This window comes from Microbacterium sp. TNHR37B (assembly GCF_001620065.1).
Lineage (GTDB): Bacteria > Actinomycetota > Actinomycetes > Actinomycetales > Microbacteriaceae > Microbacterium.
This window is the reverse complement of record NZ_LQGV01000001.1, coordinates 744,333-766,629: the sequence shown is the minus strand read 5'-3', so window position 1 is coordinate 766,629 and position 22,297 is coordinate 744,333. Positions and strand designations below refer to the sequence as shown.

Annotated in this window: 25 protein-coding genes and 1 tRNA gene; 20 read left to right on the top strand and 6 right to left on the bottom strand. The window is 69.5% G+C overall.

The features are described from left to right. The first annotated feature begins 44 nt into the window (after positions 1-44). Genes AVP41_RS17040 through AVP41_RS03785 form a run of 3 tightly spaced genes read left to right on the top strand, consistent with a single transcriptional unit; the run spans position 45 to position 3,128 of the window. Positions 45-1,271: an ABC transporter ATP-binding protein gene (locus tag AVP41_RS17040; RefSeq protein ID WP_331709373.1), complete on the top strand. Its 1,227-nt coding sequence runs from the start codon at positions 45-47 to the stop codon at positions 1,269-1,271. Further along, on the top strand, positions 1,247-2,803 hold the full coding sequence (locus AVP41_RS03790; RefSeq protein WP_067160950.1) for a hypothetical protein: 1,557 nt from the start codon (positions 1,247-1,249) through the stop codon (positions 2,801-2,803). The genes AVP41_RS17040 and AVP41_RS03790 overlap by 25 nt, the downstream gene beginning before the upstream one ends. A gap of 46 nt (positions 2,804-2,849) precedes the next feature. After that, the gene (locus AVP41_RS03785) at positions 2,850-3,128 is read left to right on the top strand and encodes a DUF3039 domain-containing protein (RefSeq protein ID WP_067160947.1); all 279 of its coding nucleotides are present in this window, start codon (positions 2,850-2,852) and stop codon (positions 3,126-3,128) included. On the opposite strand, the gene AVP41_RS03780 is transcribed toward AVP41_RS03785, so the two are convergent. Further along, positions 3,129-4,460, bottom strand: coding sequence for a nicotinate phosphoribosyltransferase (locus tag AVP41_RS03780; protein ID WP_067160944.1), 1,332 nt, complete (start codon positions 4,458-4,460; stop codon positions 3,129-3,131). Positions 4,461-4,542: 82 nt separating this feature from the next. Between AVP41_RS03780 and murI the strand changes: the two genes are divergently transcribed. The 4 genes from murI (at position 4,543) to AVP41_RS03760 (ending at position 7,707) form a co-directional block, all read left to right on the top strand. Further along, entirely contained in the window at positions 4,543-5,370 is an 828-nt protein-coding gene (gene murI, locus AVP41_RS03775; protein ID WP_067162753.1) for a glutamate racemase, read from the top strand. After that, positions 5,367-6,113 carry a ribonuclease PH gene (gene rph / locus AVP41_RS03770; RefSeq protein WP_067160941.1) on the top strand — a complete coding sequence of 249 codons (747 nt, stop codon included), beginning with the start codon at positions 5,367-5,369 and terminating at the stop codon, positions 6,111-6,113. The genes murI and rph overlap by 4 nt, the downstream gene beginning before the upstream one ends. Then, the gene (gene rdgB, locus AVP41_RS03765) at positions 6,110-6,727 is read left to right on the top strand and encodes an RdgB/HAM1 family non-canonical purine NTP pyrophosphatase (RefSeq protein ID WP_067160938.1); all 618 of its coding nucleotides are present in this window, start codon (positions 6,110-6,112) and stop codon (positions 6,725-6,727) included. The genes rph and rdgB overlap by 4 nt, the downstream gene beginning before the upstream one ends. Before the next feature lie 68 nt (positions 6,728-6,795). Next, positions 6,796-7,707, top strand: coding sequence for a cation diffusion facilitator family transporter (locus AVP41_RS03760; protein ID WP_067160935.1), 912 nt, complete (start codon positions 6,796-6,798; stop codon positions 7,705-7,707). 5 nt (positions 7,708-7,712) lie between these two features. Here the strand turns inward: AVP41_RS03760 and AVP41_RS03755 are convergent, their stop codons facing one another. Next, positions 7,713-10,151, bottom strand: a complete 2,439-nt coding sequence (locus AVP41_RS03755; protein WP_067160931.1) for an ATP-dependent DNA ligase — start codon at positions 10,149-10,151, stop codon at positions 7,713-7,715. A 60-nt stretch (positions 10,152-10,211) separates the two neighbouring features. Here AVP41_RS03755 and ku point away from each other — a divergent pair, with 60 nt between their 5' ends. After that, positions 10,212-11,102 (top strand): non-homologous end joining protein Ku, encoded by an 891-nt coding sequence (ku, locus tag AVP41_RS03750; protein ID WP_067160929.1) that lies wholly within the window; start codon positions 10,212-10,214, stop codon positions 11,100-11,102. 12 nt (positions 11,103-11,114) lie between these two features. On the opposite strand, the gene AVP41_RS03745 is transcribed toward ku, so the two are convergent. The 3 genes from AVP41_RS03745 to AVP41_RS03735 all read right to left on the bottom strand — a co-directional run bounded on the left by AVP41_RS03745 (position 11,115) and on the right by AVP41_RS03735 (position 12,936). Then, positions 11,115-11,909: a DedA family protein gene (locus tag AVP41_RS03745; RefSeq protein WP_082828997.1), complete on the bottom strand. Its 795-nt coding sequence runs from the start codon at positions 11,907-11,909 to the stop codon at positions 11,115-11,117. 65 nt (positions 11,910-11,974) lie between these two features. Continuing rightward, a tRNA-Leu gene (locus AVP41_RS03740) sits at positions 11,975-12,056 on the bottom strand. A gap of 7 nt (positions 12,057-12,063) precedes the next feature. Beyond that, complete coding sequence (locus AVP41_RS03735; RefSeq protein ID WP_067160926.1) at positions 12,064-12,936, bottom strand: formate/nitrite transporter family protein; 873 nt, start codon at positions 12,934-12,936, stop codon at positions 12,064-12,066. A 156-nt stretch (positions 12,937-13,092) separates the two neighbouring features. Here AVP41_RS03735 and AVP41_RS03730 point away from each other — a divergent pair, with 156 nt between their 5' ends. The 11 genes from AVP41_RS03730 (at position 13,093) to AVP41_RS03680 (ending at position 19,741) form a co-directional block, all read left to right on the top strand. After that, the gene (locus AVP41_RS03730; RefSeq protein ID WP_067160923.1) at positions 13,093-13,467 is read left to right on the top strand and encodes a GntR family transcriptional regulator; all 375 of its coding nucleotides are present in this window, start codon (positions 13,093-13,095) and stop codon (positions 13,465-13,467) included. Next, positions 13,467-14,306 carry an ABC transporter ATP-binding protein gene (locus tag AVP41_RS03725; RefSeq protein ID WP_067160920.1) on the top strand — a complete coding sequence of 280 codons (840 nt, stop codon included), beginning with the start codon at positions 13,467-13,469 and terminating at the stop codon, positions 14,304-14,306. Before AVP41_RS03730 ends, AVP41_RS03725 begins: the two co-directional genes overlap by 1 nt. 3 nt (positions 14,307-14,309) lie before the next feature. Then, positions 14,310-14,972, top strand: a complete 663-nt coding sequence (locus AVP41_RS03720; protein ID WP_067160917.1) for an ABC-2 transporter permease — start codon at positions 14,310-14,312, stop codon at positions 14,970-14,972. Positions 14,973-15,044: 72 nt separating this feature from the next. Then, entirely contained in the window at positions 15,045-16,211 is a 1,167-nt protein-coding gene (locus AVP41_RS03715) for a CpaF family protein (protein WP_197464243.1), read from the top strand. Further along, positions 16,208-17,065, top strand: a complete 858-nt coding sequence (locus AVP41_RS03710; protein ID WP_067160911.1) for a type II secretion system F family protein — start codon at positions 16,208-16,210, stop codon at positions 17,063-17,065. Before AVP41_RS03715 ends, AVP41_RS03710 begins: the two co-directional genes overlap by 4 nt. Further along, a complete protein-coding gene (locus AVP41_RS03705; protein ID WP_067162751.1) occupies positions 17,062-17,979 on the top strand; it encodes a type II secretion system F family protein in 918 nt (305 codons plus the stop codon). The genes AVP41_RS03710 and AVP41_RS03705 overlap by 4 nt, the downstream gene beginning before the upstream one ends. 33 nt (positions 17,980-18,012) lie before the next feature. Beyond that, positions 18,013-18,204, top strand: coding sequence for a hypothetical protein (locus AVP41_RS03700; protein WP_067160908.1), 192 nt, complete (start codon positions 18,013-18,015; stop codon positions 18,202-18,204). Beyond that, entirely contained in the window at positions 18,135-18,587 is a 453-nt protein-coding gene (locus tag AVP41_RS03695; protein WP_082829091.1) for a TadE family protein, read from the top strand. The genes AVP41_RS03700 and AVP41_RS03695 overlap by 70 nt, the downstream gene beginning before the upstream one ends. A gap of 79 nt (positions 18,588-18,666) precedes the next feature. Next, entirely contained in the window at positions 18,667-19,053 is a 387-nt protein-coding gene (locus tag AVP41_RS03690; protein ID WP_231902650.1) for a TadE family protein, read from the top strand. After that, positions 19,050-19,466 carry a pilus assembly protein TadG-related protein gene (locus tag AVP41_RS03685; RefSeq protein ID WP_067160905.1) on the top strand — a complete coding sequence of 139 codons (417 nt, stop codon included), beginning with the start codon at positions 19,050-19,052 and terminating at the stop codon, positions 19,464-19,466. The genes AVP41_RS03690 and AVP41_RS03685 overlap by 4 nt, the downstream gene beginning before the upstream one ends. A gap of 35 nt (positions 19,467-19,501) precedes the next feature. Beyond that, positions 19,502-19,741 (top strand): hypothetical protein, encoded by a 240-nt coding sequence (locus AVP41_RS03680; protein WP_067160902.1) that lies wholly within the window; start codon positions 19,502-19,504, stop codon positions 19,739-19,741. Positions 19,742-19,752: 11 nt separating this feature from the next. On the opposite strand, the gene AVP41_RS03675 is transcribed toward AVP41_RS03680, so the two are convergent. Next, positions 19,753-20,994 (bottom strand): MFS transporter, encoded by a 1,242-nt coding sequence (locus AVP41_RS03675; RefSeq protein ID WP_067162745.1) that lies wholly within the window; start codon positions 20,992-20,994, stop codon positions 19,753-19,755. A 61-nt stretch (positions 20,995-21,055) separates the two neighbouring features. Here AVP41_RS03675 and prfB point away from each other — a divergent pair, with 61 nt between their 5' ends. Next, the gene (prfB, locus tag AVP41_RS03670; RefSeq protein WP_067160900.1) at positions 21,056-22,168 is read left to right on the top strand and encodes a peptide chain release factor 2; all 1,113 of its coding nucleotides are present in this window, start codon (positions 21,056-21,058) and stop codon (positions 22,166-22,168) included. Positions 22,169-22,297: the final 129 nt, after the last annotated feature.

The following is a 22,297-nucleotide window of genomic DNA, read 5'->3' as shown; positions in this document are numbered from 1 at the left end:
ATGGGTCTTCGCCGACTCCGGACGAGAGCGCAGCTTCCGTGGAGGTGCCACCGGCTCCCGCGGAGCCGGCGACCGATGACGTGCACGCGGCCGAGGCGACGCCTGACGTCGCTGCCGATCCGGACGCCGAGGCAGCGCCGGTACCGACGGCTGTGGAAGAGCCTGTCGCTTCACCGGCGGAGTCGGCCGCGGCCGAGCAGGCGCCGGTACCCGAAGAGGAGGTGCCGGCTCCGGAGGAGGCGTCGCCGCTCGACCAGGTGGCGGCACCGGAGGAGCCGGCAGTCGTTGACGATGCGAGCCTGATCGGTGAGAGCGTCGTCGCGGAGGATGAGAGCGTCGTCATGGAGGGCGCTGCGTGGCGCGACGACGGGGACGATCTCGGGGCGGTCCGGGCCGACGACACGGCTCCTTCGCCCCTGACGGCCGACGCCGACGTGACCGATGCCGACGCCCCCGCCGACGCGGTGGTCGACGCCGCGACCGACGTCGACGCGATGGTCGACGCGGAGCCTCCCGCCGCCGTGCGCGTCCGCGGCGTGTCGAAGTCGTTCGGTGCAACGCGCGCCGTCGACGCGGTCGACCTGACGATCCCGGCGGGCACGTTCTACGGCATCGTCGGCCCCAACGGGGCCGGAAAGACGACGACGCTCTCGATGATCGCGGGGCTCCTCGCGCCCGACGCCGGCACGATCGAGGTCGCCGGCATCGACGCGCGTGTCGATCCCCGCGGGGCGAAGCGGGCGATGGGAGTTCTTCCCGACCGGCTGCGCACCTTCGATCGACTCACCGGTCGGCAGCTCCTGCACTACTACGGGGTGCTGCGCGGCCTGAAGCCGGCGGTCGCCGACAGCCGGGCCTCCGACCTTGCTCGTGCCTTCGACCTCACCGAGGCGCTCGGGCGGAGCGTCGCCGACTACTCGGCGGGCATGACGAAGAAGATCATGCTCGCCGGCGCCATGATCCACTCGCCGAGAGTCCTCGTGCTGGACGAGCCCTTCGAGGCAGTCGATCCGGTCTCCAGTGCCGTGATCCTCGACATCCTGTCCGCCTACGTCGCGCACGGCGGCACTGTGGTGCTCTCCAGCCACGGGATGGATCTCGTGGAGCGTGTCTGCACGGGCGTCGCGGTCATCGTCGCGGGCCGGGTACTGGCCGAGGGAACCGTCAGCGACGTTCGCGGAGAGCTCACGCTCGAACAGCGCTTCGTCGAGCTCGCCGGGGGACTCAGCGACGTGGAGGGGCTCGAGTGGTTGCACACGTTCTCCGGCTGAGGCTCGCCCTCCTGCTCGGAGCGGTGCGCGGAGACCGCCGCCAGGTGACCTCGGCGGTGCTCTCCGGTCTGTTCGCGGTCGTCGCCGCCGGTGCCGCGGTGTGGGCGCTGCTGCGGATCGACCGCCTCGACGACGACGCGGCGGCAGCAGTCACCGTCATCGCGGGAGCGACCGTTGTGGCGGGCTTCTTCGTCGCTCCGCTCCTGGGTGGCCCGGACGACCCGCTCGATCCGCGCCGGTTCGCCGTGCTCGGAGCGACGCCGGGATCGTTGGCGCCGGTGACGGCTCTGGCCGGGATGCTGAGCCTCCCCGCCCTCGCGCTCATCACCGCGTCGGTCGCGCTCGTCGTCGTGTGGGACGCGCATGGCGTGCCGCTGGGGGTGTCGGTCCTGGCCGGGATCACCGGCGTCGTCACTGCGGTGCTCCTCGCACGCATCGCTTTCGCCGTGAGCGCTCGCGTTCTCCGCGAGCGGCGCTCACGTGAGCTCACCGGAGTGCTCCTGTTGGCGCTCCTCGTGGTGGCCGTCCCCGTCGGTGTCTTCGCCGCGTCGCTGCAATGGGATGTGGACGTTCCGCGTGAGCTCGCCGGAGCGGTCGACATTCTGGCCGTTACGCCTCTCGGCGCGGCCTGGGCCGTGCCGTGGCGATGGCAGGAAGGCGATCCCGCGGGGCCGCTCACCGTCGCACTGCTGACGCTCGTCCTGCTCGCCGTCGCCTGGTGGGCTGTAGTGCGCTGGCTTCTGGAAACGACCGAACGTCCCCTCTCGGTCAGGTCGGCGCGCGGGCTCGGCTGGTTCACCATCACCCCGGGGACGCCCACGGGAGCGATCGCGGCGCGGAGCCTGATCTACTGGACGCGCGACCCGCGGTACATCGTGAACGTCGTGGTCATCCCGATCGCCGCGGTGGTCGTGATGGTTCCGCTCATCGTCGTCGGTGTTCCGCTCCAGACGGCCGTCCTCGTACCTGCGCCTCTCATGGCCCTCTTCTTCGGCTGGCTCGCACACAACGACCTCGCCTACGACTCCACCGCCATCTGGATGCATGTGGCCAGCGGCGTGAGCGGTGTCGCGGACCGGATCGGGCGGCTCGTGCCGCCCACGCTCCTGGCGATCCCGACGCTCGCGGTCTCGATCTCGGTCACCATCGGCGTGCACGGTGACTGGAGCCTCCTTCCGGCGATGATCGGGGTGTGTGCCGGCCTCCTTCTCTCCGGATTCGGCCTGTCGTCGATCTCCTCGGTCGCCGCCCCCTACCCGGTGTCCGGCCCGGGGGACAGCCCCTTCGAGCAGCCCCAGCGCACGGGAGGGCCAGTGAGCCAGGGGATGGTGCTGGGGGGAGCCCTCGTCCTCACGGCCCCGGCCTTCTGGGCGGCGTGGCTCACCCTGTCGGGCGAGACGACGATGACGTGGACGGCGATGTGGCTCGGGATCGGCGTCGGCCTGTTCATCCTCGTTGTCGGCGTACTCGGGGGAGGATGGCTCTTCGTCCGGCGGGCGAGTCGCGTGATGGAGTTCGCCGAGGCAAGCTGACCCGATCCGGCGGCGGCGTGCGCGGCTAGAATCGGTGTCCATGAGCATGCCCCTGGCCAGCAACCAGCCCCTCGACAGCCCCGACCAAGGCGGGCTGGCCACCCTCGACCGCGAGCTCGAGGAACTCATCCGCGAGGAGAACATCGAGCCAGGAGATCACGAGCGCTTCTCGCACTACGTGAAGAAAGACAAGATCCTGGAGTCGGCGTTGACGGGCAAGCCCGTGCGCGCACTCTGTGGCAAGAAGTGGACGCCGGGGCGCGATCCGGAGAAGTTCCCGGTCTGCCCGACGTGCAAGGAGATCTACGAGTCGCTGATCTCCTGATCAGGCGACGTCGACGTACACCGTCGGCAGCGCCGGGTCGGATCTGCTGAGGGCCAGCGCCTGCACGGGGAGCTCCTCGCGCACGAGGGCGTGGTGAGCCCGCGCGCGCTGCACGCCCTCGGGTCCCAGCGCCGCGATGTCGGGATCGCCGTCTGACATCAGTGGTACCTGCAAGGAGCGTGCCTCGGGGTGATCGGCGGGCACTGGCTTCCGATCGAAGCCGTCGGCGACGGCGATGAGCTCTGAGGTCGCGGTCCCACGCTCGAGCGTTCGGAAGGCTGATTTGAGGCCCCCGCGGGAGGCTTTGTCGACCGAGGACTTGGCCAGCGGCACCCAGCCGCCGTCGCTGCCTTGCCTCGCCACCAGCTTGTAGACCATTCCGGCGGTCGGTGAGCCAGAGCCGGTGACGACCGAGGTCCCGACACCGTACGCGTCGACCGGGGATGCGGCCAACGCGGCGATGGCGAACTCGTCGAGATCGCTGGTGACGGTGATCCGGGTCTTGGTGGCGCCGAGAGCGTCGAGCTGCGCGCGCACCTCGGAGGCGACCGTCGGAAGGTCCCCCGAGTCGATGCGCACGCCCCCCAACTCCCGCCCCGCGACGCGGATGGCTGTCGCGACGCCCTCGCGGATGTCGTACGTGTCGATGAGCAGGGTGGTGCCCGTGCCGAGCGTGGCCACTTGGCTGCGGAACGCCTCCTCCTCGCTGTCGTGCAGCAGTGTCCATGCATGCGCGGCGGTGCCCATGGTCGGCACACCCCAGCGGCGACCGGCTTCCAGGTTGCTCGTGGCGTCGAATCCGGCGATGTAGGCGGCCCGGGCGGCGGCGACCGCGGAGTGCTCGGCAGCGCGCCGCGACCCCATCTCGGCGAGGGGGCGATCACCGGCGGCGACGCTCATCCGGGCAGCGGCGTTGGCCACGGCGGAGTCGTGATTGAGGATGCTCAGGCACAGTGTCTCCAAGAGCACGGCCTCGGCGAACGTTCCCTCCACGGTCAGGACGGGGGAGCCCGGGAAGTACAGCTCCCCTTCCGCGTAGCCGGTGATCGAGCCGCCGAAACGGTAGCCCTCCAGAAAAGCGATCGTCTCGGGGCTCACGACGCGCTCGTCGTGGAGGTACCGCAGCTCGTCGTCGTCGAACCGGAAGCGGGTGAGGGCGTCGAGGAGTCGTCCCGTGCCGGCGACGACCCCGAAGCGGCGGGCGCCGGGGAGCCTGCGCGCGAAAACCTCGAAGACGCAACGGCGCGATGCCGTGCCGTCGTGCAGCGCGGCATCGATCATCGTCAGTTCGTAGCGGTCGGTCAGCAGTGCGGTGCGGGACGCGGCGCTCATGGCGACACTCTATCGACGTCCCGGCACGAGGCGCCCGGGGGTCGCGGCGGCCGCCTGGGTGCGGACGGTAGGCTGGGGAATCGTGAATGACGCGCCGATCGGGATCTTCGACTCCGGCGTCGGGGGGCTCACCGTGGCCCGCGCGATCTCGCAGTTGTTGCCGAGGGAGTCTCTCCTCTACATCGGCGACACCGCGCACTCTCCCTACGGACCCCAGCCGATCGCCGACGTGCGCCGCTACTCCCTCGAGGTTCTCGACACGCTCGTCGATCAGGGGGTCAAGATGCTCGTGATCGCGTGCAACACCGCGTCGGCGGCGATGCTGCGGGATGCGCGCGAACGATACGACGTGCCGGTGGTCGAGGTGATCGGCCCCGCCGTGCGGACCGCAGTCTCCACGACCCGCACCGGCCGGATCGGGGTCATCGGTACGACCGGAACGATCGGATCCGGCGTGTACCAGGACATGCTCGCCGTCAATCCGCAGCTGTCGGTGTTCGCGCAGGCATGCCCCCGCTTCGTCGAATTCGTCGAGGCGGGGATCACCGACTCGCCGGCCGTACTGGAGGCGTGCGAGGACTACCTCGCGCCGCTTCGGCATGCCGGCGTCGACACGCTGGTGCTCGGCTGCACCCACTATCCCTTCCTCGAGGGCGCGATCAGCTACGTCATGGGGCCTGACGTCTCCCTCGTCTCCAGCGACACCGAGACGGCCAAGGACGTCTACCGTCAGCTCGTCTCCCGCGATCTGCTCGCTGGTCCCGACGCGACGCCCACGCACGTATACGAGGCGACCGGCGACTCCGCCGACGACTTCCTCCGCCTCGCTCATCGACTGATGGGACAGGGCGTCTCGCGCGTTCGTCTCGTCCAGACCGGAGCCATCGACCTTCCCAAGGAGAACGCATGACCACTGACGTCCGGGCCGACGGCCGCACCGCCGACCAGCTGCGCCCCATCTCGATCGAACGTGGCTGGAGCGCGCACGCCGAAGGGTCGGCGCTCATCTCCTTCGGCGGAACCAAAGTGCTCTGCACTGCGTCGTTCACCGGCGGAGTGCCGCGCTGGCTGACCGGCAAGGGCAAGGGCTGGGTGACCGCCGAGTACGCCATGCTTCCGCGCGCGACGAACTCCCGGAACGACCGCGAAGCGGTGAAGGGCAAGGTCGGGGGGCGCACCCACGAGATCTCCCGCCTCATCGGCCGAGCCCTCCGCGCCGTCGTGGACACCAAGGCCCTCGGCGAGAACACGATCGTCATCGACTGCGACGTCCTCCAGGCCGACGGCGGCACGCGTACGGCGGCGATCACCGGAGCGTTCGTGGCGCTCGCCGATGCGATCGAGTGGGGCCGCGCCAAGGGACTCGTCGCCAAGAAGGCCGAGGTCCTCCGCGACTCCGTGGCGGCGGTCTCGGTCGGCATCATCGACGGGACGCCCATGCTCGATCTGGCCTACGTCGAAGACGTGCGCGCCGAGACGGACATGAACGTCGTCGTCACCGGCCGCGGTCTCTTCGTCGAGGTCCAGGGAACGGCGGAGGGAGCCCCGTTCGACAAGCGGGAGCTGGATGCGCTCCTCGAGCTCGGGGTCGACGGCTGCGCGGAACTGCGGGAGATCCAGCGGGCGACCCTCGCGGCCGGAGAGACCGAATGAGCGCCGCCACCCGCATCGTGCTGGCCACCCACAATCCTCACAAAGTGGCAGAGTTCGCCCAGATCGTGCGTGACGAGCGCCCGGACATCGAGGTGGTCGGCTACGACGGTCCCGAGCCCGTAGAGGACGGCGTCACCTTCACGGAGAACGCGCTGATCAAAGCGCGCGCAGCGTGCGCGCACACCGGGCTGCCGGCCCTCGCAGACGATTCCGGGATCTGTGTCGACGCGCTGGGCGGTGCGCCGGGGGCATTCTCGGCGTACTGGGCGGGGCACCAGAAGGATGCGGCGGCCAACGTGTCGCTCCTGCTGGACCAGTTGTCCGATATCGCCGACCCGCGCCGTGGCGCCCAGTTCGTGTCGGTGATCGCGCTCGTCCTTCCCGGCGGCGAGGAATACGTGGTCGAGGGGGTGTGGCCCGGGCGGCTCGCCAGCGCCCCTTCGGGCGCGGGCGGCTTCGGCTACGACCCCATCTTCATCCCCGATGGTCAGGACGAGCCGGCACGGACAGTGGCCGAGTGGTCGGCCGAAGAGAAGAACGCAGCGTCCCATCGGGGCCGCGCCTTCCGTGAGCTGAGCCCGCTGCTGGCCCGGGTGCCGCGATCGGGCGACTGAAAATCACACTCATTCCCGACTGTGGGAATCGGCCGTGATCACGACTCTTCGGCAATAGCCTCGAAGACATGCACGACCACGCACCCACGCCGGGGATTCGTTCGGCGAGCAACCGCCGGCTGCTGACGATCTCGCTCAGCCTCACGGCCACGGTCATGGTCGTCCAGATCGTCGGCGCGCTGTGGAGCGGATCGCTCGCGTTGCTAGCCGATGCCGCGCACATGTTCGCAGACTCGTCCGCCCTCGTGGTGGCCCTTGTCGCGAGCATCATCGCCGCACGGCCCGCGAACGACCGGAACACCTACGGGTACCAGCGTGCCGAAGTGTTCGGGGCCCTGATCAACGGGGTGATCCTGATCCTGCTGTGCGCGTGGATCGTCGTCGAAGCGATCCAGCGCCTGATCGACCCGTCCGCGGTGGAGGTGGCCGGTGGCGTGATGCTCATCGTCGCTGCGGCCGGCCTCGTCGCGAACGCCATCTCGATGTGGCTGCTGAGTGCCGCGCAACGGACGAGCCTCAACGTCCGGGGTGCGTACCTCGAGGTCATGGGCGACCTGATCGGTTCGGTGGTGGTCATCCTCGCGGCGGGCGTGATCTGGCTCACCGGGTGGATGCCCGCCGATGCGCTGGCGTCGCTGACGATCGCGGTCATGATCGTGCCGAGGGCCGTGACGCTGCTCCGGGAGGTCTTCGCGGTGCTGGGGGAGTCCTCTCCGCGTGGCACCGATGTCGCCGAGATCCGCGAGCACCTGCTCAGCAAGCCCGGGGTCACTGCCGTGCACGACGTGCATGTCTGGCAGCTCACCCGTGGGGCGCCCGTGTTCACGGCGCATGTCGTCGTCGCTGCCGAGGTGCTCTCCGAGGGGCGGACGACGCAGCTCCTCGCCGAGCTCCAGACGTGCCTGGCGGAGCATTTCGACGTCGAGCACTCCACCTTCCAGTTCGAGACGGTCGGACACGTCGAGCACGACGCCCACTAACCGGGTCAGGAGAGTTCGTCGGCGGTGATGTCCGACCTGAGCCCGCGCCATCGTGCGTGCCGGAGGACGCCATCGGGTGTGAGCTCGGCGAACTCGACTTCGGCGACCAGGCGCGGCCGCACCCAGAGCGCATCGCCCGCGTCGGCGGCCGGAGTGCCGACGAACGGATCGGCTTCGCAGCGCAGCGGTGCGAGTGCGTCGTCCAGGACGCGCAGCGTGCGCTCGCTGAACCCCGATCCCACGCGTCCGGCGTAGCGGAGGCCGTCAGGCCCGGGGATTCCGACCAGGAGTGAGCCGATCTGCCCCGTGCGTCCCCCCTTTCCGGGTCGAATGCCGCCGATCACGACCTCGAGGGTGTGCGTGCGTTTCACCTTGAGCCACTGTTCGCTGCGCTGCCCCGGACGGTAGGGAGATGCGGGGTCTTTGACCACCGCGCCTTCGAGGTTCAGCTCCTCGGCCGTTGCGAGAGCCACCTCGAGGTCGTCGACGACCGGGGGAACGCTGATCTCCTCGATCGTGTCGGAAGCCACGGCCTCCAGGAGCTCGCGTCGCTGCGCGAGCGGGAGGGGAGTGGCATCGGTGCCGCCGTGGGAGAGCAGGTCGAAGAGGAAGTACTGCACGGGCGTGCGCGTCATCTCCCGGCGGATCTCTCCGGGAGAAGCGAGGTGCATGCGATTTTGCAGCCGGCTGAAGCTCGGGCGGCCGGAGGCATCGAGGGCGACGATCTCTCCGTCGACGACACAGGGAACCGGCCCGAACCCGGCATCGACGTCGGACAGCTCCGGGTAACGATCGGTGATGTCGGTGCCGCTCCGCGCGGTCAACCGCAGGCGTCTCCCGTCCCACGAGCCGATCGCCCGGATGCCGTCCCACTTGAACTCCACCCACGGCGTTGACCAGCGACGGGCGGCCCGTCGCGCCGACTCCGGAGTGGATGCCGTCGCGAGCATCGGAGCTATCGCGGCGTCCCCCTCCCCGTCGGCGGCGGGACGGCCGCGCGTGGGGGAGGCGGAAGGCCGATGGTGTCCGCGGCGGGGCAGGGCGGCCGGCTCCCGGGTCATCCGGTGCAGCAGCCACTGCGACTTCTCGCCCTCCCCGCCGGTGCGGATGAGAGCCAGCCGCGCCTCGCGCAGCGGGCCCGCGTCTCGGCCCTGAAGGGTGACGATCACCTCGTCGTCGCGCCACTTCTCGGTGGTGTAGGTGCCCACGTCCCAGATGGTCATCGTCCCGGCGCCGTACTGTCCCTTCGGGATCTCGCCGTGGAAGTCGAGGTACTCCATCGGGTGGGGCTCCGTCATGACGGCGAGATGGTTCTGGGCGCCGGTCTCGGGCACGCCGCGCGGAACGGCCCAGCTGACGAGCACACCGTCGCGTTCCAGACGCAGGTCGTAGTGCAGGCGACGGGCGTGGTGCTCCTGGATGACGAACCGCGAGGCGGTGCCCTCGGCCGCATCGGTGGCAGCGTCTGCGGAGGACGGCATGGGTTCGGGTGTCTTGTCGGCGGAGCGCTTGGCGAGGTACGGACCGAGCGCGTGGTCGGAGGTTCTCGCTGCGGCGCGTGTGGGCTGGGATGGGGGAGTGAGGCTCGTATCGTCGGCGCGCTGGAGCACCTCGGCGAAGGTGAGATGTCGAAGGTCGGCGTCGTCGAGCTCGGCCCACGTCCGCGGCGCTGCGACGGTCGGCTGGGCGCGACCGCGGAGCGAGTAGGGGGCGATGGTCGTCTTCGCGGCGTTGTTCTGGCTCCAGTCGAGGAACACTCGTCCCGGTCGAGCGGCCTTGCTCATTTGACTCACGACGAGATCGCCGTGGTCTGCTTCCAGCGCTCGGGCGAGCTCGTGTGCGAACGTGGAGATCTGCTCGCTCGTGCGGGAGCCATCGAGAGGCGTGTAGAGGTGGATGCCTTTGCTGCCGCTGGTCACCGGGAGCGCGTCCATGCCGAGTTCGGTCAGGACCGCTCGGGCCCAGCGGGCCACCTGCGCGCATTCGGCGAGGCCCACTCCCGGGCCGGGGTCGAGGTCGAGCACGAGCCGGTCGGGGTGGCCTCGGTCGCCGTCGGGGGTGAATCGCCACTGCGGCACATGTAGTTCCAGGCTCGCGGTCTGGGCGAAGTACACGAGCGCTGCGGTCTCTTCGATCAGTGGATAGTCCTTCGGGCCCGAGCTGTGGGCGATCGGACGCCTCGGGATCCAGGACGGGGCACCGGCCTCGAGTGCCTTGGCGAAGAACGGTGCGGCATCCACGCCCTCGGGCCAGCGCTTGCGGGTGACCGGACGCCCGGCCACGTGAGGCAGCAGGAGCGGGGCGATCCGGGTGTAGTAGTCGATCACCTCCCCCTTGGTGGTGCCGGTCTCGGGGTAGAGGACCTTGTCGAGGTTGCTCACGCGCAGACGGCGCCCGGCGACCTCGACGGTCTGCGGGGAGGCGCGGCGCGGAGCATCTGCCATGGCGTAAGGCTAACGGGCAACCCCTGGCGACCACCCGCGCCCTCGGTGTCTACTGGGACGATGAGATCCATCTGGAAGGGCGCCCTGACGTTCGGCCTCGTCAACGTGCCGGTCAAGGTCTACTCCGCGACCGAAGACCACGACGTGCCGTTGCATCAAGTGCACGCGGCCGACGGCGGCAGGATCCGCTATCAGCGCATCTGCGAGATCGACGGCGAGGTCGTCCCGTACGCCGACATCGACAAGGCGTACGACGACGGCGAACGCACCGTGGTGCTGACCAAGGAGGACCTCGCGTCACTCCCCGCCGAGCGCAGTCGCGAGATCGAGGTCGTGGAGTTCGTGCCGTCCGAGCAGATCGACCTGCTCACCCTCGACCGTGCTTACTACCTGGAGCCCGACTCCTCCTCGCCGAAGGCCTATGTGCTGTTGCGCAAGACGCTGGAGCAGACCGACCGGACGGCGATCGTCCGCTTCTCGCTCCGTCAGAAGACGCGCCTGGCCGCGCTCCGAGTGCGAGGAGACGTGCTCGTGCTGCAGACGCTCTTGTGGGCCGACGAAGTGCGCGAGGCGTCGTTTCCCGCGCTGGAGACCGAGGTGAAGATCTCCGACAAGGAGCTCGACCTGTCGGCCTCCCTCGTGGAGAGCTTCTCCGGTGATTTCGATCCGGCAGAGTACACCGACGCCTACCAGGCCGAGCTGCGGACGCTGATCGAGGCCAAGCTCGACAAGGGTGACGCGCTGGACACGAGCGAGACCTTCGGCGAAGCGGAAGGCGCCGACTCGGGTGGCGAGGTCATCGACCTGATGGAAGCGCTCCGCGCCAGTGTGGAGCGCAGCCGTGCCGCGCGAGGTGCCTCGGGCGACAAGGGCTCTGCGGGCTCGGGCTCCGGTGATGGCGGTTCCGCGAAGAAGAAGGCCGCACCGAAGAAGACGAAGAAGGCGTCCTGAGCGGACGCTCGCTCAGGCGTCGGCGCGGGGCTCCTCGCGCTGCCGGTGCTCGGCCGATGCGTCGGTGTCGGGGGTGAGCGGGTCGTCGAAGACCTCGGGCTCGAGGGCGAGCTCCTCGGCCTCCCGGGCGTCGACACGAGGCTCCACCCCGGCTGCGGCTTCCTTGCGCACCTTGCGGCGCTCCGAGAAGTAGTGCCAGAGGGTGAAGATCGCCGTTCCGCCGACGGCGACGAGCAGGATGAGGTCGATGTACTCCGTGACCAGGTGGGCGACCCACGGGATGTAGCCCACGAGGAAGCCGACCATGGTGAGCCCGAAGCCCCAGATCATCGCACCGATGAAGTTGTACAGGCTGTAGCGCTTCCACGGCATGTGTCCGACGCCGGCTGCCACCGGCGCGAAGGTACGCACGATCGGGACGAAGCGGGCGAGGATGACCGTGAGCCCGCCGTACCGCTCGAAGAAGGCGTTCGTCCGCTCTACGTTCTTGCGGCTGAACAGCCCGGACTCCTTGCGCTCGAACACGGCGGGGCCGCCCTTGTGCCCGATGTAGTAGCCGACCTCTCCGCCGAGGAATGCCGCCAGGGCGATCAGGAGCGACACGATCCAGATGTTGACGCCGAAGATCTCGTTCGTGTGGGTGAGCAGCCCGGAGATGATCAGGAGGGTGTCGCCGGGCAGGAGGAACCCGACGAGCAGCCCGGTCTCGGCGAACACGATGAAGCAGACGACGAGCAGAGCCCACGGACCGGCCGCCTCGATGATCGTGGTGGGGTCGAGCCAGGGAATGAGGGCGATGGAGTGCACGGAGGTCCCGTCGGTCGGACATGCGGTCGGCGGTCATGACGGACGACGCGGATTGCATCGTCCCGTGCGGAAGGTGGGACTTGAACCCACACGCCTTTCAGCACAGGAACCTAAATCCTGCGTGTCTGCCAATTCCACCACTCCCGCGGGGGAATCAGTCTATCGAGGGGGCCTTCGTATCTGAGACGGCACGGGTCTGCGAATCCGCCGTGGAATCGGCTGTCGCGGGGGCCGCCGATCCGGCGCCGACGGACCGCGGGGAGCCGCCGATGACCCAGTAGGCGACGCCGACGAACAGTCCGCCGCCGATGAGGTTCCCCAGGCCCACCCACCAGAGGTTCGAGGCGAACAGGATCCATGTGGTGTCGGCGTAGCCGCCGAACAGGCCGATCCCGTAGGTGGTCATGTTGGCCACGACGTGTTCGAAGCCCGAGCTGATGAAGGCCAGGATCGCGGCGAAGATGAGCAGGATCTTGGCTGCCTCGGAGTGGACGCGAGCGCACATCCAGATCGCGAGGCAGACGAGCAGGTTGCAGAGGATTCCGCGGACGAGGAGTTCTGCGGGCGACTCGTGCGCCTTGGCGGAGAGCATGCTCTGCACCATGTCGCCCGCGGCGGCGTTGGAGTGGAGGACGCCGGACACGACGATGAGGGCGGCGAACACCAGGGCTCCGAGGAGATTCGTGGCGAGGGTGGCGAGGAGCGTCGCCACCGCGCGCCACGGGTTGATCGCCCGCATGAGGGCACCCTGGGGGAGCACCATCATCGCCGAGGTGGCAAGGTCGCCGCCGGCGAACACCACGAGCGTGAGCGCGACACCGAACACCAGCCCCGCGACGAGCTTGCCGAAGCCTGTGTCGCCCGCCAGGAGCGGTCCGGCCGTGGCGACCATCAGGACGACACCGATCCCGATGTAGGCGCCGGCCAGCATGCCCGAGAGCGTGAAGCGCAGGGGAGTGCGCAGTCCATCGGCCTTGTGCACGGCGGCGTCCGCCTGGACGTCGAGGGTCTCCGAGATGCTGAGCATCGCATCCGCTCCTTTCGCGGCGATGACCGCCTGCGGCGAGTCTACTTGTGGTCCGACCACAGCGGTCGCCCATGGGCTGGAGAAAAGCAGGGGTGACCGGGGTCGTGTAGGTGTATATAGTGTGTATATACAGTAAGGCGCGATGAAGGAGTGGGTATGCGCGTGATCGTCTCGACGACGTCCGGCGTCCCGCTCTACGAACAGATCGTGGAGCAGGTGCGGGCACAGGTCATGTCGGGCGAGCTCTCCGCTGGATCGCCCCTGCCGTCGCTGCGTGCGCTTGCCGAGGAGTTGCGCGTGTCGCTCATCACCACGACGCGCGCCTACAACGAGCTGGCCGCCGAGGGGCTGATCGTCAACGTGCCGGGAAAGGGGTCGTTCGTCGCCGAGATCGACGCCGACGTCGCCCGCGCCGGCGCCCTCGACCGCGCTCGTGCGGGGATCCGCCAGGTGGTGACGCGCGCTCGCGCCTCGGGCCGGGTGTCCCGAGAGGAACTGATGACGATGATCGAGGAGGAGTGGGAGCTGTGATGACGGTGGACAACGTGGTGGAGGTCTCGGGGCTGATCAAGCGACGCGGAAGCTTCGTCGTCGGCCCGATCGACGTCGCTGTTCCTCGTGGGTTCGTCACGGGGGTGGTCGGCGCCAACGGCGCGGGCAAGACGACCCTTCTGCGTACGCTCGTGGGTCTCGTCCATGCAGACGAGGGGACCATCCGGCTTCCGCCGCCGGAGCGCGTGAGCGTCGCGTTCGACCAGCCCTTCGTCCTTCCCGACTGGCGCGTCCGTGACGCTGCCGCGACCTACGCGCAGTTCCGCGGCGGCTGGGACGGGGCGCGGTTCGACCGGCTCTGTCGACGGTTCGGTCTGTCTGCCGATGCGAAGGTGAAGGACCTGTCACGGGGGCAGGGGAGCGTCCTGATGACCGCTCTGGCGCTCGCCGACGCCCCGGAGCTCCTCATCCTCGATGAGCCGACGAGCGGACTGGATCCGTCGGCGCGGGCGGACCTCATCGACGTCCTCCGCGACTACATGACGGGATCCGAGGCGTCGCTTCTCTTCTCCACTCACATCACGAGCGACCTGGAGCACTTCGCCGATCATCTGCTGTTCGTGGACGAGGGGAAGGTCGTCTACTCCGGCCCCGTGGACGAGCTCACGACCGACTTCGCCTATGTCCGAGGAATGCTCGACGATGTGACGCCGGACAACGAACCGCTCGTGCGGGGACTGCGGCGGGGACGAGAGACCTTCGACGGCATCATCCGTACCGCCGACACCGCGGCCTTCGGGCCGTCGGTCCAGATCGAGGCGCCGACGATCGAGCAGGTCGTCGTTCATCATCAGCGCCACCAGCCCCAGGAGGTGTGACCCGTGAACTCCGTCGTGCAGTTCATCCGACTCGACCTGCGATCCCTGCGCCCGTCTGCGCGGTCGCTCCTGCTGCCGGCCCTCGTGCTTCTGGTCGCTGCCGCTCTGCCGTCGCAGAGCCCCTACGCCGTGATCCCCGCCGCCGGCGTGTTCGCGGTGATGATCGCTCCGCAGTATCTGTTCGGCAACGACGAGAGAGGCCGGCTCGACACCCTCTACGGGGCTCTCGGTATCGATCGACGGAGGGTCGTGTCGGGGCGTTACGCGACGGCCCTCGCGATCCTCGTCGCGATGACCGCCGTCGGCCTCCTCATCGCCCCGCTCGCAGCGAAGGCCTTGGCGACGGGTTTCGACTTCCCGCTCGCGCTCGGCATCGCCGCGGGGAGCCTTGCGGTGGCAGCGGTGGTCCTCTCGATCGAGCTGCCGCTGTACTTCGCGGTGGGCGCCACCCGCGCACGCACGGTGGGATTCGCGGTGCCCGCCGCGATCGTCGTGGTCGTCGTGCTCGTCGGAGGCCTCGTGCCCGAGGCGGGGGAGGCCGTCGCGGCGGCGCTGACCTCGGTGCCGCCGGTGTGGCTCGCTGTGAGCGCACTCGTCGTCGTGCTGGGCCTGGGAATCGCGTCCCGCGCGGTGGCCGCGCGCCTCTACGCTCGCCGCGACCTCTGACGGCACGCACCGCCCGCGGGCGGTGTGGATAACTTCGGAGGCTTGGCCGGCGGGTTCGTCAGGATGATCGCGATGTTTCCGCTGATCGATGCCGCCGAGGATCTCTCCGTGACGCGCGCGTTGAGCGAACGGGTGCGAGATGTCTTCCGCGTCGAGCAGGTGGATCCGATGCGCCATCCCGAGCGCGCGAGACGCTTGGTGCTGGCCGAGATCCAGCGGCACAACGACTTCGCGCCCTCGCGCGGCGTTGCCTCCGTCGACGACGAGGAGGCGGCCGTGCGGGCGATCCTCGCGAGCGTCTCGGGATACGGCGTGGTGCAGCCGTTGATGGACGACGCGACGGTCGAGGAGATCTGGATCAATGCGCCCGACCGGGTCTTCTGCGCCCGTGAGGGTCGCAGTGAGCGCCTGCCGCTGCGGTTGACGGAGGAGGAGGTGCGCGACCTCGTCGAACGCATGCTCCACGCGACCGGTCGTCGCGTGGACCTCAGCCACCCGTTCGTGGACGCGTCTCTTCCTGACGGCTCGCGACTCCACGTCGTCATCCCCGATGTCACGCGCCGGCATTGGGCGGTGAACATTCGCAAGTTCGTGCCGGGCGTGCGAAGCCTTCCGGCGCTGGTGGCGGCCGGGTCGCTCACCGAGCGCACCGCCGAATGGATCGTGGCGGCGATCGACGCCGGGAAGTCGTTCCTCGTCTCCGGTGCGACGCACGCGGGGAAGACGACGCTCTTGGGGGCACTGATCGATGCGGCCGATCAATCCCAGCGGGTCGTCACTGTGGAGGAGACGTTCGAACTGGCGATCACTGCTCCCGACGTCGTTGCGATGCAGGGGAGACAGCCCGGTTTGGAGGGAACGGGGGAGGTCACCCTCCGTCGGCTGGTGAAGGAGGCGCTCCGGATGCGACCGGACCGTCTCGTGATCGGTGAGGTGCGCGGTGCGGAGGCGCTCGACCTCCTGCTCGCGCTCAACACGGGCGTTCCCGGCGCGGCGACCATCCACGCGAACTCGGCAGCCGACGCTCTGCGCAAGCTCGCGTCCTTGCCGCTCCTGGCCGGACGGAACATCGACTCCTCGTTCGTCCTTCCTGCGGTGGCCTCGGCGGTCGACTTCGTGCTGCACTGCGCCCGCCGAGGCGACGGCCGACGGGTCGTGCCGGAAGTCGTCGAGGTGACCGGGCGCGTCGTCGACGGGGTCATCGAGACCCGTGCGCTCGGCGAAGGGGAACCTCGATGACCGTGTTCCTCGGCGGGGTGTTGGCGGCGGGCATTCTCCTCATCCTGTCCCCCTGGCTCTGGCCGCCGGTCGAGCATCGTGTCGCCGTACGCGAGGAGGGGCGCGCTCGACGTCTGCTCGACGTGGCCGGATACGCGCACATCCCGGCCGCGCGTCTCGCGATGTTTTCGGTGGGCGCAGCGGCCGGCAGCGCGTCGGTGGCCTGGCTCGTGACGGGCCTTCTCGCGGTCGCCCTCATCGCCGCTGCCGCCGGCGCTCACGCGCCGGTCGTATGGCTGCGCTCGAGGGCTCGTCGCCTGCGTCGCATGCGGCGCACGCTCTGGCCGGATGTCTGCGATCTTCTCGTCGCGTCCGTGCGGTCGGGGATGTCGCTCCCGGACGGGGTGGCGTCGCTCGCCGAGTCCGCGCCGCCGGCCCTCCGGCCGGCCTTCCGGGTCTTCTCGGCCGATCTGGCGGCCTCGGGGCACTTCGACTCCGCGCTCCTCCGGCTCAAGGCAGTCCTGGGGGATTCCGTGAGCGACCGCATCCTCGAGACGCTGCGGATGGCTCGTCAGGTGGGAGGAACCGAACTGACCGCGGTGCTCCGCGCGCTGTCGGCGTCGGTCCGTACGGACGCCGCCCTGCGGGGAGAGATCGAAGCGCGTCAGTCGTGGACCCGCGGCGCTGCCGTCTTGGGGGTCGTGGCGCCGTGGCTCGTGCTGGGACTGCTGGCTGCCCGCCCCGAGGGGTCCCGGGCGTATGGGTCTCCGGAGGGGTTCATCCTGGTCCTCGCCGGAGCGGGCGTATCGGTCGCCGCGTATCGACTCATGGTCCGGCTGGGCCGGCTCCCGGAACCACAGCGGTGGTTCGGGTGAGTCTGCTCAGCGACGTGGCCCTGGCCGTCATTCTCGGCGGTGCGCTCGCGACGGGGGTGCTCCTCCTCGGAACGCGCGTTCCGCAGTGGGCGGCACCGACGCTCACGCGCCGGATTGCGCCGTACCTGCGTGACATCGCCGACCCGCTGGGGCTGACACCTGTCGCGGGGCCGACGGGGTCGGCGACGGGAGTTGCGCGGCTTCACCGACTCCTCGGACAGATCGGCGGGCACGCGCAGGTCGCCCGGCGCCTCCAACAAGCGGGATCGATGCAGTCGGTCGCATCGTTTCGCTCCGTGCAGTTGGGCTGGGGACTCGGGGGTGTCCTGATCGGCGCGCTCGTTGCTGTCGCTCTGGCGGTGTGGGGTGGGGGAGGCCCCGCGGCCACGATGCTCGCGCCTCTGGGTGGTGGTGTGGCCGCGGCGGTCTGTGAGATGCGACTCACGCGGCGGGCCCAGCAGCGACGCGTCCGCATCGAGGACGAGCTCCCCACGGTGTTGGAGTTCCTCTCACTCTGCCTCGCGGCAGGCGAGGGGCTGCGGGACGCCCTGCACCGTGTCGGGAACGTCGGCACGGGCGAGCTGACGGGCGAGATTCGTCGGGCAGTCGTGGAGAGCGGCACGGGATCCAATCTGAGCGACGCGTTGCGGGCCGTCTCACAGCGCCTGGACGTCGCGGCCCTGGGGCGGGCTGTGGATCACATCGTCGCGGCGATCGACCGCGGCGCTCCTCTCGCGCAGGTGCTGCAGGATCAAGCAGCCGATGCGCGCGAAGGAGCCAAACGAGACCTCCTGGAGCTCGCCGGACGCAAGGAGATCGCGATGCTCCTCCCGCTCGTGTTTCTGCTCCTGCCGTTGTCGGTGTTGTTCGCGGTTTTTCCAGGAATCGTCATGCTGCGCCTGGGTGTGGGGTGAGCGGTGTCGTGATCACTGAAGAGGGGAGAGAACATGTGGAACAGGCTGTGGAAGAGGTGGCGTGCGCGGACCTCCGGGTTCGGGGAGGACGAGCGCGGAGATGTTCCCGGCTGGGTGCTGGTGACGTTGATGACGGCGGGACTCGTGGTGGCGATCTGGGCGTTGGCCGGTCCGGCACTCGCCAACCTCTTCGAGCAAGCGATCAGTCGCGTCTCCGGCTTCTGACGGACACCGCCGACGATCGTGGCTCGGCCTCTGTCGAGTTTCTCCTCGTCGGCATTCTCGTGACGTTCCTGACCCTCGGGGTTCTCCAGGTCGGGGTGGCGGTGTATCTCCGGAACGTCGTGCACGACGCCGCGGTCGAAGGCGCCTATTACGGCGCGCTCGCCGACGTCGATGCGGCGGACGGCGCGATCCGCGCTCGCCACGTGGTCGAGCGCGCCGTCGGGCGGGGCTTCGTCGAGCAGGTCACCGCGCGAGAGGTCACCTTCCTCGGTGAGCCGTCGGTCGAGGTCACGGTGACGGCGACTCTTCCCCTGGTCGGGCCCTTTGGAGTCCCGGGTGGTTGGGAGGTGGTCGGTCGTGCGCCTGCGGAGACGCTCCCGTGAGTCGCGGCTCTGCGACGGAGACACTGTAGGAACAGGCGACGCCGGCTCGGCGTCGCTGGAATTCATTGCTGCCGGCGCCGTGCTCCTCGTCCCGATCGTGTACCTGATCATTGCGCTCGGACAGATTCAAGGGCACGCCTTCGCCGTGGAAGCGGGTGCGCGCTACCTGGCGCGCACGATCGCCACGTCGGAGGATCGGGACGACGCCGACATCCGGTCTCAGCGCGTGCTGGCGGCAATCGAACGCGAGTATGGGATGGAGCCCGGCTCTGTGCAGGTCGAGCTGCGTTGCCGCCCGCAGGGAGTCGAATGCCCCCGCGCCGGCGCGGTGATCCTGGTGACGCTGCGCGCCGAGGTCGCGCTCCCACTCGTGCCACCCGTTCTCGGGCTGGAGCGAGCGGCGCGCGTGACTGTCGATGCCGCGGCCTCACAAAAAGTGGCGCGCACGTGGGGTGGTGAGCCGTGACGGAGTCGGATGAACCTGACGATGAGGGGAGCATCCTGCTGCTGACTCTCGGATACGCGCTGTTGGCGATCGCGCTGGTGCTCGTCAGTGTCAGTGCGACGAGTCTCTACCTGATGCAGAAGCGTGTCGACGCCGTCGCGGACGCTGCTGCGCTCGCGGGAGCTGACGGCTTCATCATCGAGGTGAACAACGGTGTCCCCGTTGCTCGCCTGACGGATGAGGGCGTCGCGGAACAGGCGCGTCTGCTGCTCGGCGGCGCAGACGACATGCGACTCGTCCGCGCGGACACCCCCGATGGCTCGTCTGCGCGGGTGACGATCGAGGCGGTGTGGCGGCCGCCGCTGGTCGGTCTCTTCGTCCCCGACGGCGTCGTTCTCACTTCGACCGCGACCAGCCGTACGGCTCTGGGATGAAAGGGTTGGGTGCTGAAGCGGCGAGGATGGATCGAATGAGAAGAGTCCTCAGCCTTCAAGCCACGCGTGCCCTCTTCGGCACCCTGCCGCGCATCGGTCTCGTTGTCGCGGTGCTCGCGGCGTACTACGTCGCGGCGATCTGGATCGAGCCGTTCGTGCCGTGGTGGGTCGTCGCGGTCGTCGGCCTGCTCTTGCTCGCGGGCCTGCAGTACCTGGGCTATCGCCTGCTGGAACGCGACATCGTGCGGTCCGCCCGCGACGACTCGCACGTATAGGAGTCAACCGATCAGGGGCGTGGCACCCAGCGGACGAAGGCGGCGGCACCGAGAAGACCGATCACGCCCATGACTCCGGTGGCCACCGGAAAGGAGAACACGGCGGCGGTGGCGGAGACGAGCAGTGGAGCGACGGCGCCACCGGCATCGGTGAGCGTCCGCCAAGAGCCCAGGAACGCGGCCGGATCGCTCTGCGGGGCCGCGTCCGCTCCGAGTGTGAGGAGGATGCCGCTCGAGAGTCCATTGCCCACCCCGAGCACCGCCGCGAACACGCCGAACCACATCGCGGCCTGATCGCCGTCGTGCGTCACCGACAGCGCGAGGAACCCCACGCCCATCAGCAGCATTGCAGGGAGCGCAGCCCACAGTCGCCCGAAGCGGTCCATCACCTGGCCGCTGGCGTAGAACAGGGCGAAGTCGATCGCTCCCGAGATTCCTACGACGAGGGCGATCGTCTGGGCATCCAGGCCGATCGACACGCCCCACACCGGCAGCACCACCTGCCGGGCCGAGCGCACCGCCGACAATGAGGCCGCAGCCACGCCCAGACGCGACAGCACCCGCCGGTGGCGCCACATCGTGCGGATCACCCCGGTCCCGGGTTCCCGGCGCGGCACCTGAACGGGGCCAGTCACCGGTTCGCCGGTATCGGCATCCGTGGCCCCCGACGCGGCGCCGGGCGGGGGAGTCGCCGGCACCAGTCGCTCGGGATCTTGCCCCGTCAGCACCAGCGTCACGGCCGCGACCAGGCAGATGCCGAAGAACCACGCCGTCGCGCGCGGGTCGTCGAAGACCGCCAGCAGCGCCGCCGCCAAGAACGGACCGACGAACATGCCCAGCCGGAACGTGCCGCCGAGCAGCGACAGCGCCCGCGCCCGGAACGACAGCGGCACTCGCGTGGTCATGAAGGCGTGCCGGGCGAGCCCGAACGCCGCCGCACTCAGTCCGATCGCGAACACCGACAGAGCCAGGACCGCCAGGTTGGGCGCGAAGACCACGCCCACGACGGCCGCCATCGCCACCCCGCCGCCGATCGCCATCGCGGCTCGCTCGCCGATGCGGGCGACGGCCCACCCCGCCGGCAGGTTGCCGCAGAGCTGACCCACCACGAGGGCCGAGGCGACGAGCGCCGCGGTGGGAACATCGGCGCCCAACTGCGACGCGAAGACGGGAAGGAGGGGAAGGAGGGCGCCCTCACCGAGCGCGAACAGGACGGTCGGGCCGTAGATCATCGGCGCGAGTCGCCACAGCATCCTCCCGATGGGGTCGGGGGAGTCGGCGGCGGTCACCCTTTCCACGTTAGTCTGGAGTGTCATGCTCGAACTCGATCTCTCCGCCGACATCCAGGCCCTGCGCTCCACCTTCGCCGACATCCAGGCGGTGGTCGACGTCGAAGGGCTCCGCGCCGAGATCGACCGCCTGTCCGAAGAGGCCGGCGCCCCCGATCTCTGGGACGACCCGGAGAAGGCGCAGAAGGTCACGAGCGCCCTGAGCCACCGCCAGGCCGAGCTCAAGCGCGTCAGCGAGATCGGCCAGCGCCTTGACGATCTCGAGGTGCTCGTCGAACTCGCGAACGAGATGGAAGACGAGGACTCCGCCGCCGAGGCGCGCACCGAGCTCGCCAACCTCCGCGACGCGATCGGACAGCTCGAGGTGCAGACGCTCCTCGACGGCGAGTACGACGCGCGCTCCGCCGTCGTCACCATCCGCTCCGGCGCCGGTGGCGACGACGCGACCGACTTCGCCGACATGCTCCTGCGCATGTACCTGCGCTGGGCCGAGCGTCACAAGTACCCCGTCAAGGTGATGGACACCTCCTACGCCGAAGGCGCCGGCATCAAGTCGGCCACGTTCGAGGTCGACGCCCCCTATGCGTACGGCACCCTGTCGGTCGAGGCGGGAACGCACCGCCTGGCGCGCATCAGCCCGTTCGGATCCGCCGACAAGCGCCAGACGAGCTTCGCCGCCGTCGAGGTCATCCCCGTCATGGAGGAGGCCCAGGAGGTGGAGGTTCCCGAAGGCGACATCCGTGTCGACGTCTTCCGCTCCTCGGGCCCCGGTGGGCAGTCGGTCAACACCACCGACTCCGCCGTGCGCATCACGCACATCCCGACGGGCATCGTCGTCTCGATGCAGAACGAGAAGAGCCAGATCCAGAACCGCGCAGCCGCCATGCGCGTGCTCCAGACGCGCCTGATGCTCCTGCAGAAGGAAGAAGAGGCGGCCAAGAAGAAGGAGCTCGCCGGCGTCATCACCGCCAGCTGGGGCGACCAGATGCGCTCCTACTTCCTCTACGGCCAGCAGCTCGTGAAAGACCTCCGCACCGGCTACGAGGTGGGAAACCCCGCCGCCGTCTTCGACGGTGACCTCGACGGACTGATCGCGGCAGGCATCCGGTGGCGCAAGCGCAAGGACGACGACGACTGACCCCGCGTCCGCGGAAGCCGGAGAGACGGTCGACGCAGACCGTCACCGCCTCCGCGCCGAGCGGGGATCGCATGCTCCTGCGGGTGTCGTGACCGGCAACGGCTCGCGGCGCGCTTAGGCTCGACGGGT

Coding starts and splice junctions, on each gene's coding strand:
- AVP41_RS03785 (WP_067160947.1), top strand. CDS start 2,850: ATGCCCCTGGCCAGCAACCAGCCCCTCGACAGCCCCGACCAAGGCGGG.
- AVP41_RS03780 (WP_067160944.1), bottom strand. CDS start 4,460: ATGAGCGCCGCGTCCCGCACCGCACTGCTGACCGACCGCTACGAACTG.
- rph (WP_067160941.1), top strand. CDS start 5,367: ATGACCACTGACGTCCGGGCCGACGGCCGCACCGCCGACCAGCTGCGC.
- rdgB (WP_067160938.1), top strand. CDS start 6,110: ATGAGCGCCGCCACCCGCATCGTGCTGGCCACCCACAATCCTCACAAA.
- AVP41_RS03760 (WP_067160935.1), top strand. CDS start 6,796: ATGCACGACCACGCACCCACGCCGGGGATTCGTTCGGCGAGCAACCGC.
- AVP41_RS03755 (WP_067160931.1), bottom strand. CDS start 10,151: ATGGCAGATGCTCCGCGCCGCGCCTCCCCGCAGACCGTCGAGGTCGCC.
- ku (WP_067160929.1), top strand. CDS start 10,212: ATGAGATCCATCTGGAAGGGCGCCCTGACGTTCGGCCTCGTCAACGTG.
- AVP41_RS03735 (WP_067160926.1), bottom strand. CDS start 12,936: ATGCTCAGCATCTCGGAGACCCTCGACGTCCAGGCGGACGCCGCCGTG.
- AVP41_RS03730 (WP_067160923.1), top strand. CDS start 13,093: ATGCGCGTGATCGTCTCGACGACGTCCGGCGTCCCGCTCTACGAACAG.
- AVP41_RS03725 (WP_067160920.1), top strand. CDS start 13,467: ATGACGGTGGACAACGTGGTGGAGGTCTCGGGGCTGATCAAGCGACGC.
- AVP41_RS03715 (WP_197464243.1), top strand. CDS start 15,045: ATGTTTCCGCTGATCGATGCCGCCGAGGATCTCTCCGTGACGCGCGCG.
- AVP41_RS03710 (WP_067160911.1), top strand. CDS start 16,208: ATGACCGTGTTCCTCGGCGGGGTGTTGGCGGCGGGCATTCTCCTCATC.
- AVP41_RS03700 (WP_067160908.1), top strand. CDS start 18,013: ATGTGGAACAGGCTGTGGAAGAGGTGGCGTGCGCGGACCTCCGGGTTC.
- AVP41_RS03680 (WP_067160902.1), top strand. CDS start 19,502: ATGAGAAGAGTCCTCAGCCTTCAAGCCACGCGTGCCCTCTTCGGCACC.
- AVP41_RS03675 (WP_067162745.1), bottom strand. CDS start 20,994: ATGCTGTGGCGACTCGCGCCGATGATCTACGGCCCGACCGTCCTGTTC.
- prfB (WP_067160900.1), top strand. CDS start 21,056: ATGCTCGAACTCGATCTCTCCGCCGACATCCAGGCCCTGCGCTCCACC.